Origin of the sequence: Streptomyces filamentosus (assembly GCF_014654895.1) — a bacterium.
Lineage (GTDB): Bacteria > Actinomycetota > Actinomycetes > Streptomycetales > Streptomycetaceae > Streptomyces > Streptomyces filamentosus.
Window position 1 is genome coordinate 1,469,801 of the sequence record NZ_BNBE01000001.1, and the last position, 14,818, is coordinate 1,484,618.

General features: G+C 74.9%; 13 protein-coding genes. 5 read left to right on the forward strand and 8 right to left on the reverse strand.

Features of this window, described 5'->3' with window-relative positions:
* Positions 1-186: 186 nt before the first annotated feature.
* The 7 genes from IE326_RS06330 to IE326_RS06355 all read right to left on the reverse strand — a co-directional run bounded on the left by IE326_RS06330 (position 187) and on the right by IE326_RS06355 (position 8,265).
* The gene (locus IE326_RS06330; RefSeq protein ID WP_190041021.1) at positions 187-1,842 is read right to left on the reverse strand and encodes a dipeptide ABC transporter ATP-binding protein; all 1,656 of its coding nucleotides are present in this window, start codon (positions 1,840-1,842) and stop codon (positions 187-189) included.
* On the reverse strand, positions 1,839-2,828 hold the full coding sequence (locus tag IE326_RS06335; RefSeq protein ID WP_150231465.1) for an ABC transporter permease: 990 nt from the start codon (positions 2,826-2,828) through the stop codon (positions 1,839-1,841). Before IE326_RS06335 ends, IE326_RS06330 begins: the two co-directional genes overlap by 4 nt.
* On the reverse strand, positions 2,825-3,802 hold the full coding sequence (locus tag IE326_RS06340) for an ABC transporter permease (RefSeq protein WP_190041022.1): 978 nt from the start codon (positions 3,800-3,802) through the stop codon (positions 2,825-2,827). Before IE326_RS06340 ends, IE326_RS06335 begins: the two co-directional genes overlap by 4 nt.
* Entirely contained in the window at positions 3,799-5,529 is a 1,731-nt protein-coding gene (locus tag IE326_RS06345) for an ABC transporter substrate-binding protein (RefSeq protein ID WP_190041023.1), read from the reverse strand. The genes IE326_RS06340 and IE326_RS06345 overlap by 4 nt, the downstream gene beginning before the upstream one ends.
* A 173-nt stretch (positions 5,530-5,702) precedes the next feature.
* Positions 5,703-5,798, reverse strand: coding sequence for an Ms4533A family Cys-rich leader peptide (locus IE326_RS41820; protein ID WP_337776972.1), 96 nt, complete (start codon positions 5,796-5,798; stop codon positions 5,703-5,705).
* Between the two features lie 87 nt (positions 5,799-5,885).
* Positions 5,886-7,241: a DUF3152 domain-containing protein gene (locus tag IE326_RS06350; protein ID WP_229915218.1), complete on the reverse strand. Its 1,356-nt coding sequence runs from the start codon at positions 7,239-7,241 to the stop codon at positions 5,886-5,888.
* A 43-nt stretch (positions 7,242-7,284) separates the two neighbouring features.
* Positions 7,285-8,265: an alpha/beta fold hydrolase gene (locus tag IE326_RS06355; protein WP_150231458.1), complete on the reverse strand. Its 981-nt coding sequence runs from the start codon at positions 8,263-8,265 to the stop codon at positions 7,285-7,287.
* Positions 8,266-8,453: 188 nt separating this feature from the next.
* Between IE326_RS06355 and IE326_RS06360 the strand changes: the two genes are divergently transcribed.
* From IE326_RS06360 to IE326_RS06375, 4 genes are all read left to right on the forward strand, one after another.
* Positions 8,454-8,669, forward strand: coding sequence for an Rv3202a family protein (locus IE326_RS06360; protein WP_150231457.1), 216 nt, complete (start codon positions 8,454-8,456; stop codon positions 8,667-8,669).
* Between the two features lie 147 nt (positions 8,670-8,816).
* Entirely contained in the window at positions 8,817-9,476 is a 660-nt protein-coding gene (locus tag IE326_RS06365) for a TetR/AcrR family transcriptional regulator (protein WP_150231455.1), read from the forward strand.
* Positions 9,477-9,616: 140 nt separating this feature from the next.
* Positions 9,617-9,844, forward strand: coding sequence for a DUF3107 domain-containing protein (locus IE326_RS06370; RefSeq protein ID WP_030747376.1), 228 nt, complete (start codon positions 9,617-9,619; stop codon positions 9,842-9,844).
* A 429-nt stretch (positions 9,845-10,273) separates the two neighbouring features.
* A complete protein-coding gene (locus IE326_RS06375; RefSeq protein ID WP_190041025.1) occupies positions 10,274-10,549 on the forward strand; it encodes a hypothetical protein in 276 nt (91 codons plus the stop codon).
* Positions 10,550-10,620: 71 nt separating this feature from the next.
* Here the strand turns inward: IE326_RS06375 and IE326_RS06380 are convergent, their stop codons facing one another.
* Complete coding sequence (locus IE326_RS06380) at positions 10,621-11,373, reverse strand: ferritin-like fold-containing protein (protein WP_150231451.1); 753 nt, start codon at positions 11,371-11,373, stop codon at positions 10,621-10,623.
* Between the two features lie 483 nt (positions 11,374-11,856).
* On the opposite strand from IE326_RS06380, the gene IE326_RS06385 reads away from it, so the two are divergent.
* Entirely contained in the window at positions 11,857-14,760 is a 2,904-nt protein-coding gene (locus IE326_RS06385) for a DEAD/DEAH box helicase (protein ID WP_229915219.1), read from the forward strand.
* Positions 14,761-14,818: the final 58 nt, after the last annotated feature.

Consider the following 14,818-nt stretch of genomic DNA (forward strand, 5'->3'; position numbering starts at 1 on the left):
GTGGCGCGCGCTGGTCTCCCTGGCGGGTCTCCCGTCCCGGGAATCCCGCAGCGGGAAGAACGTAAGCGCAGGGACCGGTGGCGCGACGGACGGTTGTCCGTCGCACCACCGGAAGGGGTGAATGCACGTAACTTTCGCCGTCCGGTCGCGTTCGGTCGCGCTACGCGTCGGGCGGGTGACGGAAGGTCAGGTTCCGGCGGGTTCGGGGTGGCGGGCGCGGTGGGCGCGGCGGTCCTCGGCGAGGGCCGGGTCGAGGGCGGGGACGGCGGCGAGGAGCCGCCGGGTGTAGGGGTCGCGGGGGGCGTCGTAGACCTGTGCCGCGTCGCCCTGTTCGACGATCCGGCCGGCCCGCATGACGGCGACGCGGTCGCTGACCCGGCGGACGACGGCGAGGTCGTGGGCGATGAAGACGAGGCCGAGGCCGAGTTCGGCCTGGAGGTCGGTGAGCAGGGCGGTGACCTGGGCCTGGGTGGTGACGTCGAGGGCGGAGACGGGTTCGTCGCAGACGATGACACGGGGTTCGGCGGCGAGGGCGCGGGCGATGCCGACGCGCTGGCGCTGGCCGCCGCTGAACTCGTGCGGGTAGGCGTCGTACCGGTCGGGGTCGAGGCCGACCCGGTCGAGGAGGTCGCGGACGCGGGCGCGGACCCGCGCCTCGCTCCCGCCCGGGGGGACGAAGTCGGCGACGGAGGCGCCGATGGTGCGGCGGGGGTTGAGGGAGGAGGCGGGGTCCTGGAAGACGAGCTGGAGTTCGCGCCGGAAGGGCCGCAGTCCCCGTTCGTCCAGACGGCCGATCTCGGTGCCCCGGTAGCGGAGTTCGCCGCCGGTGGGGTCGAGGAGGCGGACGAGCATCCGGCCGAGGGTGGTCTTGCCGCTGCCGGACTCGCCGACGAGGCCGAGGGTCTCGCCCGCGCGGAGGGTGAGGGAGGCGTCCTCGACGGCGGTCACGGCGCTCCTGCCGCGTCCGAACTCCCGCCGCAGACCGGTCGCTTCGAGGAGCAGCTCGCCCTTCGCCGGGGCGGCGGGGGTGCGGGCCGGTCCGTCGAGGCGGGGCACGGCGTCGAGCAGCCGCCGGGTGTACGGGGCGGCGGGGGCGGTCAGGACGCGGGCGACGGGGCCGCGTTCGACCTCGCGGCCGCCGCGCATGACGAGGACCTCGTCGGCGCTCTCGGCGGCGACGCCGACGTCGTGGGTGACGAGGAGGAGGGCGGTGCCGGTCTCGTGGCGGAGCTCGTGGAGGAGGTCGAGGATCTGGGCCTGGACGGTGACGTCGAGGGCGGTGGTGGGTTCGTCGGCGACGATCAGCCGGGGGTCGCAGGCGAGGGCCATGGCGAGCAGGGCCCGCTGGCGCATGCCGCCGCTGAACTCGTGCGGGCGGGAGCGGGCCCGGCGGGCCGCGTCGGGGATGCCGACGCGGCCGAGGACCTCGACGGCGCGGGCGCGGGCGGCCCGGCGGGAGACCGGGTGGTGGAGCCGGTGGACGCCGGCGATCTGCTCGCCGATGGCGAGGTGGGGGTCGAGGGCGGAGAGCGGGTCCTGGAAGACCATGGCGGCGGTGCCGCCGCGCAGCCCGCGCAGGGCGGCGGGCGGGGCGGTGGCGGGGTCGGTGCCGTCGACGAGGACGGTGCCGGTGACGCGGGCGCCGGTGCCCCGGTGGAGGCCGAGGAGGGCGGCGGCGACGGTGGACTTGCCGCTGCCGGACTCGCCGACGAGGGCGAGGGACCGGCCGGCGCCGAGGGTGAGGGAGAGCCGGTCCACGGCCCGTACGGTGCCGTCGGCGGCGTCGAACTCGACGGTGAGGTCCCGCACGTCGACGAGCGGGCGGTCGGCGGTCGGGGTCACTTCAGGACCACCCTTCGGTCGGCGGCGGCGTGCAGCAGGTCGGCGAGGACCCCGGCGAGGACGACGAAGAGGCCCATGACGAGGGTGACGCCGACGACCACGGGCAGGTCGACCCGGCGGACGCCCTCGATGAGGGTGCGGCCGAGGCCGGGGATGCCGAAGAGCGACTCGGTGAGGACGGCGCCGCCGAACATGGAGCCGAGGTCGACGGCGCTGATGGCGATGACGGGCGGGACGGCGCCGCGCAGCGCGTGCCGGGTGACGAGGGTCCGCTCGGCGACGCCGTAGGCGCGGAAGGTGCGGATGTGGTCCTCGGCGAGCGTCTCCAGGACGGAACTACGGGTGAGGCGGGCGTACTTGGCGGATTCGAAGAGGCCGAGGGCGGTCCAGGGCAGCAGCATGTTCCAGGCCCACTGCTCGGGGTCCTCGCCGAGCGGCACGTACGAGGGGAAGGGCAGCCACTGGAGCTGGGCGCAGACGGCCATGAGGAGGAGCAGGCCGAGGATGAAGACGGGGGTGCCGGTGCCGGCGAGGGTGAGGACGGTGAGGATCCGCTCGGTGGGGCCGCCGCGGCGGAGCGCGGAGAGCAGACCGGTGCCGACGCCGACGAGGAGCCAGACGACGAGGGCGCCCAGTGCGAGGGAGGCGGTGGCGGGGAGCCGTTCCAGGATGAGGGCGGTGACCTGCTGGTCGGTCTGGTAGGAGAGCCCGAGGCAGGGCGCGTCGCAGTGGACGAGTCCGGTGCCGGTGGAGTAGTCGCGGCCCGCGAAGATGCCCTGGAGGAAGTGCAGGTACTGGCTGAACACCCCTTCCTCCAGGCCGAGTCGGGTGCGGACCTGGGCGATCTGCGCCGGGTTGCAGCGTTCGCCGCAGGCCAGCTTCGCGGGGTCGCCGGGGACGACGTAGAAGAGCGCGTACACGAGGACGGAGAGCGCGAGGAGGACGAGGGCGGCGCCGGCGAGGCGGCGCAGCAGGTAGGTGGTCATCGGCCGGTCTCCTTGGCGGTGCCGACGCGCAGCCGGCTCGCCTCGCGCGGGTCGAGGGCGGTGCGGACCGCGTCGCCGAGGACGGTGGAGGCGAGCACGGTGACGAAGAGGAAGCCGGAGGGCAGCAGCACGTAGGCGGGGTCGGCGCGGAACCAGGTCTGGGCCGTGGAGAGCATCTGCCCCCAGGAGGGGGTGGGCGGGGTGACGCCCACGCCGAGGAAGGAGAGGGACGCCTCGACGACGATGTTGGCGGGGACGAGGATCGCCGCGTAGGTGAGGACGGGGGCGGCGAGCGCCGGGAGGAGTTCGCGGCGGGCGGTGCGCCGGCGGCCGTGCCCGGCGAGCCGGGCGGCGGCGACGAAGTCGAGGTTCTTCAGGGCGAGGGTCTGGGCGCGGACGATCCGGGAGGTGCCGGCCCAGCCGAGCAGGCCGATGACGAGGACCAGCAGCAGGGGGCGGGGGAAGCCGCGGGGGACGACGGCGGTCAGCGCGATGGCGAGGACGAGCATCGGCAGGGCGACGAGGACGTCGGTGGCGCGGCCGAGGAGTCCGTCGACCCAGCGGCTGCCGAGGCCGGCGGCGAGGCCGACGAGCAGGCCGATGAGGATCTGGAGGGCGGTGGCGCCGACGGCGACGAGGAGCGAGATCCGGGCGCCGTACAGCAGGCGGGTGAAGAGGTCGCGGCCGGTGCCGGGTTCGACGCCGAGCCAGTGGTCGGCGCTCGCGCCGCCGAAGGGGCCGTACGGGACGCCGCCGCGGGCGGAGTCGACGAGGTCGTCGTGGTAGGCGTACGGGTCCTGGCCGGTGAGGGCGGCGATCAGCGGCGCGGCGGCGGCGAGGAGGACGAGGAGGAGCAGGACGGCGGCGGAGGCGAGGGCGGCCGGGCGGGTGCGGAGCCGTCGCCACACCTGCCGGGCGGTGCCCGTGGCGGGGAGGTCCGCCACGGGCACCGGTGCGTCGGTCACGAGGGTCACTTGACGGCGACCTGGGAGATGTCGAGGACGCCGGTCCAGTCGCTGATGACGACGTTCTTGACGGACTTGCCGACGAGCCGCTTGTAGACGGGGTGGAAGAGGGGAACGTCGAGGGCCTGCGCGCCGATCTTCTTGTCGAGGGCGCCCCAGCGGGGGGCGGCGGCCTTGAGGTCGGTCAGCTTGCTGATCTCGTCGATCTCCTTGTTGACCGCCGGGTCGTCCAGCTGGGCGTGGTTGTAGTTGGAGCCGTCGGTGACGATCTGGCGGCCGTCGAAGATGGGGGCGAGGAAGGCGCTGCCGGCGGGCCAGTCGGCGCCCCAGCGGGAGAGGAAGAAGCCGGGGGCGTCCTTGACGCTCCAGCGCTTCTCGTTGAAGGAGTTGGGCTCCTGGCCGTCGAGTTCGACGGTGATGCCGGCCTTGGCGAGGGCCTCCTGGACGGCGGTGGCGATCTCGGGGCTGGTGGCGCGGTTCTGGGCGGTGGAGTGGAGCAGGGTGACCTTCAGGCCGTCGGGGAAGCCGGCCTCCTTCAGGAGCTGCTTCGCCTTGGCCGGGTCGCCGGTCTTCCCGGCGGGGAAGTGGTCGTAGGGCTCGTACCCGAAGGCCTTCTTCTCGGGGAGGAAGGTGGTGGCGGGCTCGGCGAGGGCGGAGCCGCCGGCGGCGTTGACGACGCTGGTGCGGTTGATCGCGTACGAGATCGCCTGCCGGACCTTCGGGTTGTCGAAGGGCTTCACCTTGGGGTTGAAGGCGAGGTAGTTGGTGAAGCCGAAGCGGCCGGTGCCGACGCGGGCGGCGAGCTCCTGGTCGCTGCCGAGCTGGGCGAGTTCGGCGGGGCCGAGGTTGGTGTCGGTGGTGACGGCGGCGGCGTCGGCGCCGGCGGAGGTGGCGAGCCGCTGGTTGATGACGGCCTCGTCGAGGCCGGAGCGGACGTCGATCCGGTCCGGGTACGCCTTGCGCTCGGGGTCGGTCTTCGGGTCCCAGTGCTCGTTGCGCTCCAGGACGAGCCGTTCGCCGTCGTTCTCGTTCGCCACGACCTTGTACGGCCCCGAGGAGACCGGGTGCTCCTCGTACTTCGCTCCGGTGTCCTTGGCCTTGGGGACGGGGGCGAACTGGGTCTGGGTGGCGACGAAGGGGAACTCGCCCTCGGGCTTGCGCAGTTTGAAGACGATGGTCCTCGGGTCGGGGGTGACGATGGAGGCGAGGCCCTTCGGGTCCTTGTAGGAGCCCTGGTAGGTGTCGCCGCCGACGAGCCAGTCGCGCAGGTAGGGGGCGCCGCCGGAGAGTTCGGCGGCGAAGGAGCGCTCGATGCCGTACTTGACGTCGGCGCTGGTGATCGGGGTGCCGTCCTCGTACTTCAGCCCCTCCTTGAGGGTGTACGTCCACTCGGTGGCGTCCTTGTTGGGGCGTCCGGTGTCGGTGGCGAGGTCGGGGACGACCTCGGTGCCGGCGGCGCCGGCCTCGCGGTTGCGCGTGGTGAGGGTGCGGAAGACGAGCGAGGGGACGTTGCCGCCGCCGGAGGTGTAGAGGCGGGCGGGGTCGAAGTCGCTCTGGGCCTCGGCGTTGAGGACGGTGAGGGTGCCGCCCTTCCGGGGCTCCGCGCCGGCGGCCGTACCGGAGCCGGCCTTGTCGCCCGCCTCCTGGGGTCCGGCGCAGGCGGCGACGCCCGTGGTCAGGACGAGACCGGTGGCGGCCACGGCCAGGCGGCGCGAAAGAGCGGACGAAGGACGCATGGGAAAGGGACCTCTCGCGTGGAATGCGGTGATGGGGAAAGGGAATTCCGCGGGCGCGAGGAGAAAAGGGGGAACGGCGCGCCTGCGGGAATGCGGGCACGGCCGGGAGGAAAAGGGAAATCACTGGCGCGCGCCCGGGGGAAGGGTCCCGGGCGGAAAGGCGCCGGGAAGCGTCAGCGACAGAGGATGTCGGCGACCGAATGTCCGGTCACGCCGAAGAGCGCCAGCTCAAGGGCGGCGCGATCGGAGGCGGCGTGACGGTGCGACATGCCGAGAAATATCTACGAACGCCTGAACGATGTCAACGAGACGTCCGCATTCCTGAGACGCTTGTCTCGGAATGCGGACACTTCGTTTCAACTCCCCGGATGCACCCAGGGGTTGGGGCGGCAGGTGATTCCGTCGATGTTCAGGGACTTCGTCTGCTGCTGCATGACCGGTGCCAGGGCGCCCGGCGTGCGGCAGGACACGTGGTTGTGGCCGAGCCGGTGTCCGACCTCGTGGTTGATGAGCATCTGCCGGTAGGCGTGCATGGCCTTCGGGCCGAAGGTCTCCGAACCCTGCGCCCAGCGGAAGGCGTTGATCATCACGCGCTCGGTGGAGGCGGAGTCGCAGGAGACGTTGTCGACGGTGGTGTCGAGGCCGGACTTGGCGCACCACTTGGCCGTGATGCCGGGACTGGCGAGGGTGACGACGAAGTCGGCCTCGCCGCTGGAGATCCGCTCGAAGGTCATGGCGCCCTCGCCGGCCCAGCTGCGCTTGTCGTTGAGGGTCTGCTGGACGGCCCGCGCGAAAAGCGCGGCGTCGAGGCCGATCCCCTTCTCGACGTCGACCCGGTAGCGGTGCTTCTGTCCGCGGCCGGGCGCCCGGTCCGTGCCGGGCACGGTCTCGAACTCGCCGGACCCGGTCAGCTTCGGGTCGATCGGGAACTGACGGGTCATCAACTGCTCGTACGTGGGCGCCGGGGGACGCGTCGCGGGCGGCGGGCTCGACGGGGCGGCCCGCTCGACGGAGCGGGAGGCGGAGGCGTCCTCCGAGGCCCGCTCGGCGGGCTGCTGGGCGGCGCGGACGGCCGGCACGCCCTCCTCGCGGTCGGCGACCTGCCCGGCGACGACGATCGCGAGACAGGTGGTGACGGCGGCGGCGGCGATCCCGGTGAGCGCCTTCCCCTTGCCGCTCCGCCCGGCACCGTCCTCGCCTCCGTCCGTGATTGGGGCGGGCGCGGGCGCGGCGGGGGGCGCGGGGGTCCCGGCGGCCGGAGCCCGGCGCGGCCCGGGGACGACGGGGAGGGTGCCGGTGGCGGGCCCGTACCGCTCGGGCCCCGGCCGCCCCGCCTCCTCGTGCACCGGATGCCCGCCCCGCACCGGAACCCCGTGCGCGGGCGTGTGCGGCACCCCGTGGGCGGGCGTGTCGTACGCCGGAGGACGCGGAGACCCCGGAGGCCCCTGGGCCCCCGGAGGGCCTGGAGGACGGTGACCGGGAGCGCCGTACGCCGGCGTCCCGTGGGCGGGCGTCCCCTGTCCGTGGAAGGTGCCCTGCCCCCGGGTGGTGCCGCGCTCCCCCGGGCCCTCGGGGGCCCGGCGGCGGCGCCCCGTGCCCGCCTGCTCGTCGGCCTGCGGCGCGCGGGCGGCCCCGGCCGGCGGCGTGCGCCCGGCTCCGGCCTGCGGCGCGCGTCCGCCGTCGGCCGCCGGTGTGCGCCCGGTGTCGGTCACCGAGGGCGCGGGCCCCTTGCGGCTATGTCGTCCCACCCCGGGCTCAGCTCCCGTCGTGCCGTGCGTCGTGGTCCGCGATCAGCTCCCGCGCGGCCGTGGCGACCGTCTCGGGGTACTCCATCATCGCGACGTGCCCGGCGTCGGGCAGGCTCAGCAGTCGCGAGCCCCGGAAGGCGGCGGCGGCCCGGCGGGCCATCCGGTACGAGACGAGCCGGTCGCGGCCGCCGTAGACCAGCAGCGTCGGCGCGAGCACCCGCTCCGCCTGCCGCCACAGGCCGTGCTGGCCGCCGAGCGTGTAGGCGTCGACGATGCCGCGCGAGGAGCGGGCCATCGCGTCCCAGAAGTAGGGGAGTTCCAGACGCCGCTCCATCTCCTCGACGGCGTGCCGCAGGCCCTCGTCGGTGACCTGGCCGGGGTCCCCGTAACAGAGGGAGAGGACGCCGCGGACGCGCTGCTCGGGCGTCCAGTCCCGGGAGAGGCGGGCGAAGAGCCCGGCGACGCCCGGCACCGCGAGCAGCGCGGTCGGCCAGGCGGTGCGCTGGGCGCGCAGCTCGGGCAGGGCCGGCGAGACCAGGGTCAGGGTGCGGACCAGATCGGGCCGGACGGCGGCGACGCGGGTGGCGACGGCACCGCCCATCGAGTTGCCGAAGAGGTGGACGGGGCCGCGGCCCGCCGCGTCGAGCAGCCGGATGACGGCCCGGGCGTGGCCGGTGACCGAGTAGTTGCCGTCGTCGGGCGGCGGGGAGTCGCCGAAGCCCGGCAGGTCGACGGCCTCCCCGTCGACGACGTCCGCGAGGAGCGGCATCAGGGCGGACCAGTTCTGCGAGGAACCGCCGAGGCCGTGGACGTACAGCGCGGGCGGCAGCCCGGGGGCGTCGCCGGGCCGGGCGCGCACGGTGAGGGTGAGCCCGGGGAGGGCGACGGAGCGGAGCTCCTCGCCGTCGGCGACCCGGACGGCGCGCGGCCGCGGCGCCGTCGGAGCGGCGTCGGCGGACCGGGTTTCCGGCAGCTCGGTCGAGGACATGGCCGCAATATTACGAGACGATCACGCGCGCTCGTGTGTGGGTGCGGTCACAAGGTCCTTGCCCCGCCCGGCCCGCGCCCCCGACGGCGGCGGCTCGGGTGCGGGCGGACCCGGCTGCTCCTAGTCTCGGAGGAGGAGGACATCGCCGCGGGCGGCCGTCCGCGCGGGAGGGCACGGGAAGGAAGCGCATGACTGTCGATCCGTCCGAGCCGGACACGTTCCCCGAGGAGGAGGGCGCCGTGCTCGACGAGGAAGTCCCGGAGGCCGACGCGGCCGAGCAGCACGCCGAGCTGCGGCCCGGGGAGGACGAACCGCTCGACGAGCTCGACCGCGAGGGGGCCGACGAGGGCGACGTGTCCGAACAGGCCCGCGTCGTCACCCTCGACGAGGACGACTACCGCTGATTTGTTCGGTTTAATCTTGAATAGCCTGTCGACCCCGGCGTCCGGTCCGTGAAATTCTGCGTTCGCACCGCGCACACCCGGGTTACCCAAAAGTACGATGGCGGCGCGGCGCGACAGCGCACATGGATCGAATTCTTGGGAGGCCGCGTGAGCGCCATCGAGCAGACAGAGGCAGTACGCCCTCGCGGTACGCGGCTGCCCCGCCGGGCCCGGCGGAACCAGCTGCTCGGCGCGGCCCAGGAGGTCTTCGTCGCCCAGGGCTACCACTCCGCCGCCATGGACGACATCGCCGAGCGGGCCGGCGTCAGCAAGCCGGTGCTCTACCAGCACTTCCCCGGCAAGCTGGAGCTCTACCTGGCCCTGCTCGACCAGCACTGCGAGTCCCTGCTCCAGTCGGTCCGCACGGCCCTCGCCTCCACCTCGGACAACAAGCTCCGGGTCGCGGCCACCATGGACGCGTACTTCGCCTACGTCGAGGACGAGGGCGGCGCCTTCCGGCTCGTCTTCGAGTCCGACCTCACCAACGAGCCGGCCGTGCGCGAGCGCGTCGACCGGGTGAGCCTCCAGTGCGCCGAGGCGATCTCCGAGGTCATCGCCGAGGACACCGGCCTGTCCCAGGACGAGTCGATGCTGCTCGCGGTGGGCCTCGGCGGCGTCTCGCAGGTCGTGGCCCGCTACTGGCTGTCCAGCGAGTCCCCGATCCCCCGCGACACGGCGGTCTCCCTGCTGACCTCGCTCGCCTGGCGCGGCATCGCCGGCTTCCCCCTCCACGGGGTCGAGGGCCAGCTGAGCGCCGAGGGTCACTGACCCCTCGCTGTTCTGTTCCCCGTTCCTGTTCGCTCCTGGCGTGCTCCGGCTGGGCCGTGCGCGTCCCCTCACCGGGCTAATGTGTGCAGCGTACGGCGCGGGTTCATCGCGCAACGCTGACCGTTCGGAGGGACATAGCCGTGGAGGTCAAGATCGGCGTGCAGCACGCGCCCCGGGAGATCGTTCTGGAGAGCGGGCAGTCCGCCGAGGACGTGGAGCGCGCCGTCGCCGACGCGCTGTCCGGCAAGGCGCCGCTGCTCAGCCTTGAGGACGAGAAGGGCCGCCGGGTCCTCGTCCCGTCGGACAAGATCGCGTACGTGGAGCTCGGCGAGACCGCGGTGCGCCGGGTGGGCTTCGGCACGCTCTGAGCCCCGGCTCCGCCCAGGAGGCCCGGAAGGACACCCGTCCTTCCGGGCCTCCTCGCGTACGGCACCGGGTCCTCCGCCGGTGCGCGCCGGGCCCCGGCCCTTCCGCCGGCACGTCTCCGGGGCCGGTACGTCCCCGGGGCTCCCGCCCGCACGCCCCGCGCCTCCCGGGCCTTCCACCCGCACACCCCCGGGGGCTCCGCCCGTAGGTCACCCGGGGCTCCGCCCGTACGTCCCGGGCCCCGCTCGCGTACGCCCTCCGGGTCTCTTCCCTCGGCGTCTCGCGCGGGCGTGCGGGCCGGGCCCGGGGCGGTGGGGAGCGGGGGGAGGGGCGGGGCCGCGGGGGCGGGGGGAGGGTTGCGTTCCGGCGGGCCGGGGTAGAGGGGGCTTGACCGCACCAGCCGCCCCGCACCCCCCGCGAGGTGATCCACCGTGTTCCTGGAAGCCCTCGGCTCCGCCCTGCTCGGGCTCGCCCTGGCCTGGGCCGCCCTGCACCGGCTGTCCGACCGCCTCCCCGCCCGGAGGACCGTCCTGCTCACCGGTGCGCTCGGCGCCGTCTTCGGTGCGCTCGTCACCCACGGGGCGCTGGGCCCCGGCCACTTCCTCGCCACCCTCGTCGGCGCCGTCGCCGTCGCGGCGGTGCTGCTCTCGCTCCTGGTGCGCCCGGCCGCCCGCAGGCTGCGCCGATCATCCCCCGCCACGTACTGAGCGCGGACGGCCGGGTGGCCCGGGACCTCCGAAGGTCCCGGGCCACCCGGCCGTCGTACGGGGAAGGGCGCTCAGGCCGCGAGGCCCAGCGCCGCCATCCGCTTGGTGTGCGCCTCGGTGATCCGGGAGAACATCCGGCCCACCTCCGCCAGGTCGAAGCCGTCCGCGAGCCCGCCGACGAGCATCGTGGAGAGCGCGTCCCGCTCCGCCACCACCCGCTGGGCCTGCGACAGCGCCTCGCCCATCAGCCGGCGGGCCCACAGCGCGAGCCGGCCGCCGACGCGCGGATCGGCGTCGATCGCCGCCCGGACCTTCTCCACGGCGAAGTTGCCGTGGCCCGTGTCGTCGAGGACCGCGAGCACCAGCGCGCGGGTGTCCGAGTCCAGGCGGGCCGCGACCTCGCGGTAGAAGTCGCTGGCGATCGAGTCGCCCACGTACGCCTTGACCAGGCCCTCCAGCCAGTCCGACGGGGCGGTCTGGCGGTGGAAGTCGTCGAGCGCCTTCGCGAAGGGCTCCATCGCGGCGGTCGGCTCGGCGTCCACCGCGGTCAGCCGGTCCCGCAGCCGCTCGAAGTGGTGGAACTCCGCGGAGGCCATCTTCGCCAGCTCCGCCTTGTCCTCCAGAGACGGCGCGAGCTTGGCGTCCTCGGCGAGCCGCTCGAAGGCCGCCAGCTCGCCGTAGGCGAGGGCGCCGAGCAGGTCGATCACGGCGGCGCGGTACTGCGGCTCCGCCGAGGCCGTGGCCCAGTCCTCGGCGGCGATGCCGGTGGTCGGGGCGTCGGCGTCGGTCCCACCGGCGGGCGTGGCGTTGTCAGGCGTCTCCATGCAGGGCACAATAGCCCGCCCTCCGGGACCCCGAAGGGCCCGGCCGGTCGGTGTGACCGTGCCCTCATCGTCATTTCCCCCGACACACATGCGCGATTCCGGGGTACAGTGATATTGCGCCTGCCGAGTATGCGGACATGCTTTCGCACGTTCGGACGTATCCGGTGGGCCGACGCATGAATGAGGATGCCCGGTCGGTGGCCCGATCGGCTCCGGCCCGACAGCCCTTCCGGCGCCTGCCGAAGGGTCCCTCAAGCGGTACGACGCTCGAGCGACGGCAGTGGTCCCGTGCCACCCGGCGGTGATCTTCCCCAGGATCCCGCGGGAAGAGCCCGGCACGAATGAGACCCCCTTCGTTCGCCTCGCGCCGCGTCTCACAGAAGAGGCAGCACCCTGACTACGTTCCGAGAGCTCGGAATCCTTCCCGAGACCGCCGAGGCGCTCGAAGCCGTCGGCATCGTCAACCCCTTCCCCATCCAGGAGATGACCCTCCCGGTCGCCCTCACCGGCACCGACGTCATCGGCCAGGCCAAGACCGGCACGGGCAAGACCCTCGGCTTCGGCCTGCCGATCCTGGAGCGGGTCACCGTCCCCGTCGACGTCGAGGCCGGCCGCGCGAAGCCCGAGCAGCTGACCGAGGCGCCGCAGGCCCTCGTCGTCGTGCCGACCCGCGAGCTGTGCCAGCAGGTCACCAACGACCTCCTGACCGCCGGCAAGGTGCGCAACGTCCGCGTCCTCGCCATCTACGGCGGCCGGGCCTACGAGCCGCAGGTCGAGGCGCTCCAGAAGGGCGTCGACGTCGTCGTCGGCACCCCCGGTCGCCTGCTCGACCTGGCCGGCCAGCGCAAGCTCGACCTGTCGCACATCAAGACCCTCGTCCTCGACGAGGCCGACGAGATGCTCGACCTGGGCTTCCTGCCCGACGTCGAGAAGATCATCAACATGCTTCCGGCGAAGCGCCAGACCATGCTGTTCTCGGCCACCATGCCGGGCGCGGTCATCGGCCTGGCCCGCCGCTACATGTCGCAGCCCACGCACATCCGCGCGACCTCGCCGGACGACGAGGGCGTGACCCACGCCAACATCACGCAGCACGTCTACCGCGCGCACAACATGGACAAGCCGGAGATGGTCGCGCGGATCCTCCAGGCCCGCGGCCGCGGCCTCGCGATGATCTTCTGCCGTACGAAGCGGACGGCCGCCGACATCGCCGAGCAGCTCCAGCGGCGCGGCTTCGCCTCCGGCGCGGTCCACGGCGACCTCGGCCAGGGCGCCCGCGAGCAGGCGCTGCGCGCCTTCCGCAACGGCAAGGTGGACGTCCTCGTCTGCACCGACGTCGCCGCGCGCGGCATCGACGTCGAGGGCGTCACCCACGTCATCAACTACCAGACGCCCGAGGACGAGAAGACGTACCTGCACCGCACCGGCCGCACCGGCCGCGCGGGCAACACCGGTACGGCGATCACCCTGGTCGACTGGGACGACATCCCGCGCTGGCAGCTCATCAACAAGGCGCTGGAGCTGAACTTCTCCGACCCGGTGGAGACCTACTCCAGCTCGCCGCACCTCTACACCGACCTCGACATCCCCGAGGGCACCAAGGGCATCCTGCCGCGCTCCGAGCGGACCCGCGCGGGTCTCGCCGCGGAGGAGCTGGAGGACCTGGGCGAGCCGGGCGGCCGTCGTGGCCGCGGCGGCCGCGCCGAGGCCCCCGCCGCCGAGGAGCGTCCGGCCCGCACCCGCACCCCGCGCCAGCGCCGCCGCACCCGTAGTGGTGCGGAGTCCGAGGCGCCGGAGACGGCCGTCGCGCGGACCACCGCCGCGCCGGAGGCCGCCGAGGCCCCGGAGGCCGTGGAGGGCCCGCGCCGTCCGCGCCGCCGCCGCACCCGCGGCACCGGCCCGACCGGCGGCATCCCGGTCGCCGGCGTCGCCCCGGTGACCCCGGCCGCCGAACAGCCCGCCGCCGAGCCCGCCCCGGCCGCGGCCGAAGCCCCCGCCGCGACCGAGGCCCCGGCCCCGGTCGCCGCACCCGCTCCCGCCGCCGCCCCCGCCGAGGAGACGGCCCCGCGCCGCCGCCGTGGCCGCGGTGGCCGTACGGAGCCCGAGGCCGCCGTCGCCGAGACGGTGAAGGCCCCGGTCGTCGAGGCCGCCGCGCCCGCCGAGGCCCCGGCTCCGGCCGCCGCCCCCGCCGAGGAGACGGCTCCGCGCCGCCGCCGTGGCCGTGGCGGTCGTACGGAGGCCGCCCAGGCGCCCGCCGCCGCTCCCGCGCCCGCTCCGGCCGCCGCGCCGCGCAAGCGCCGGGTCCGTCCGCGCGCCGAGGAGACGGTGTTCTTCCAGACCGTGGAGACCGCCGCCGCCGAGCTGGCCGCCGCGCGCCGGCAGCCCGCCCAGGTCCCGGCCCAGCAGGCCGAGCCCGCCAGGACCGCCCCGGCCCAGACCGCTCCGGCCCAGACCGCTCCGGCCCAGGCCGCCCCGGTCCAGGCCGAGCCCGTCAAGGCCGCCCCGGTCCAGGCCGAGCCCGTCAAGGCCGCTCCGGTCCAGGCCCAGGCCGCCGTTCCGGCGCAGACCTCGGCCGCGCCGCCGCGTGCCCGCCGTCGGGCGACCCGTCCCGCCACCTCTCCGGGTGCCGTGGTGGAGGCCGCTCCGGCCGTCGCCGAGGTCCCCGCGGCCCCGGTCGCCGAGGAGCCGGCGGGCCGTCCGCGCCGCCGCGCGGTCCGCAGGGCGTCCAGCCCGGTCACCAGCACCGGCGGGGCCGTCCTCGTGATCCCGTCCCCGGTCGCCGAGGCCCCCGCGGCCCCGGTCGAGGAGGCTCCGGCCGCCGAGACCCCGGCCGAGGAGGCCCCGAAGGCTCCCCGCAAGCGCGCCGCCGCCAAGAAGACGGCGCCCGCCGCCGAGGCCCCCGCCGCCACCGAGGAGGCCCCGAAGGCCCCGCGCAAGCGGATCGCCAGGAAGGCCGCCGCCACGGAGACCGCGGAAGCCGCGGAGACCGTGGCGACCCCCGCCGAGGAGGCCCCCAAGGCCCCCCGCAAGCGCGCCGCCGCCAAGAAGACGGCCCCGGCCGCCGCCGAGGCCCCCGCCGCCACCGAGGAGGCCCCGAAGGCCCCGCGCAAGCGGGTCGCCAAGAAGGCCGCCGCCACGGAGACCGCGGAAGCCGCGGAGACCGTGGCGACCCCCGCCGAGGAGGCCCCCAAGGCCCCCCGCAAGCGGGCCGCCGCCAAGAAGACGGCCGCCGCCACGGCGCCGGACGCGTCGGAGCCGCAGAAGGCGACGACGACCCGCCGGCGCACGGTGAAGAAGGCCGCCGAGGCCCCGGCCGCGGAGGAGGCCCCCAAGGCCCCCCGCAAGCGCGCCGCGAAGAAGGCCGCCCCCGCGCAGCCGGAGGCGTAACCGCACCACGACGACGGCCCGGACCCCGCCTGGGGTCCGGGCCGTCGTCGTCCCCGGA

Coding starts and splice junctions, on each gene's coding strand:
- IE326_RS06335 (WP_150231465.1), bottom strand. CDS start 2,828: ATGACCACCTACCTGCTGCGCCGCCTCGCCGGCGCCGCCCTCGTCCTC.
- IE326_RS06345 (WP_190041023.1), bottom strand. CDS start 5,529: ATGCGTCCTTCGTCCGCTCTTTCGCGCCGCCTGGCCGTGGCCGCCACC.
- IE326_RS41820 (WP_337776972.1), bottom strand. CDS start 5,798: ATGTCGCACCGTCACGCCGCCTCCGATCGCGCCGCCCTTGAGCTGGCG.
- IE326_RS06355 (WP_150231458.1), bottom strand. CDS start 8,265: ATGTCCTCGACCGAGCTGCCGGAAACCCGGTCCGCCGACGCCGCTCCG.
- IE326_RS06360 (WP_150231457.1), top strand. CDS start 8,454: ATGACTGTCGATCCGTCCGAGCCGGACACGTTCCCCGAGGAGGAGGGC.
- IE326_RS06380 (WP_150231451.1), bottom strand. CDS start 11,373: ATGGAGACGCCTGACAACGCCACGCCCGCCGGTGGGACCGACGCCGAC.
- IE326_RS06385 (WP_229915219.1), top strand. CDS start 11,857: ATGACCCTCCCGGTCGCCCTCACCGGCACCGACGTCATCGGCCAGGCC.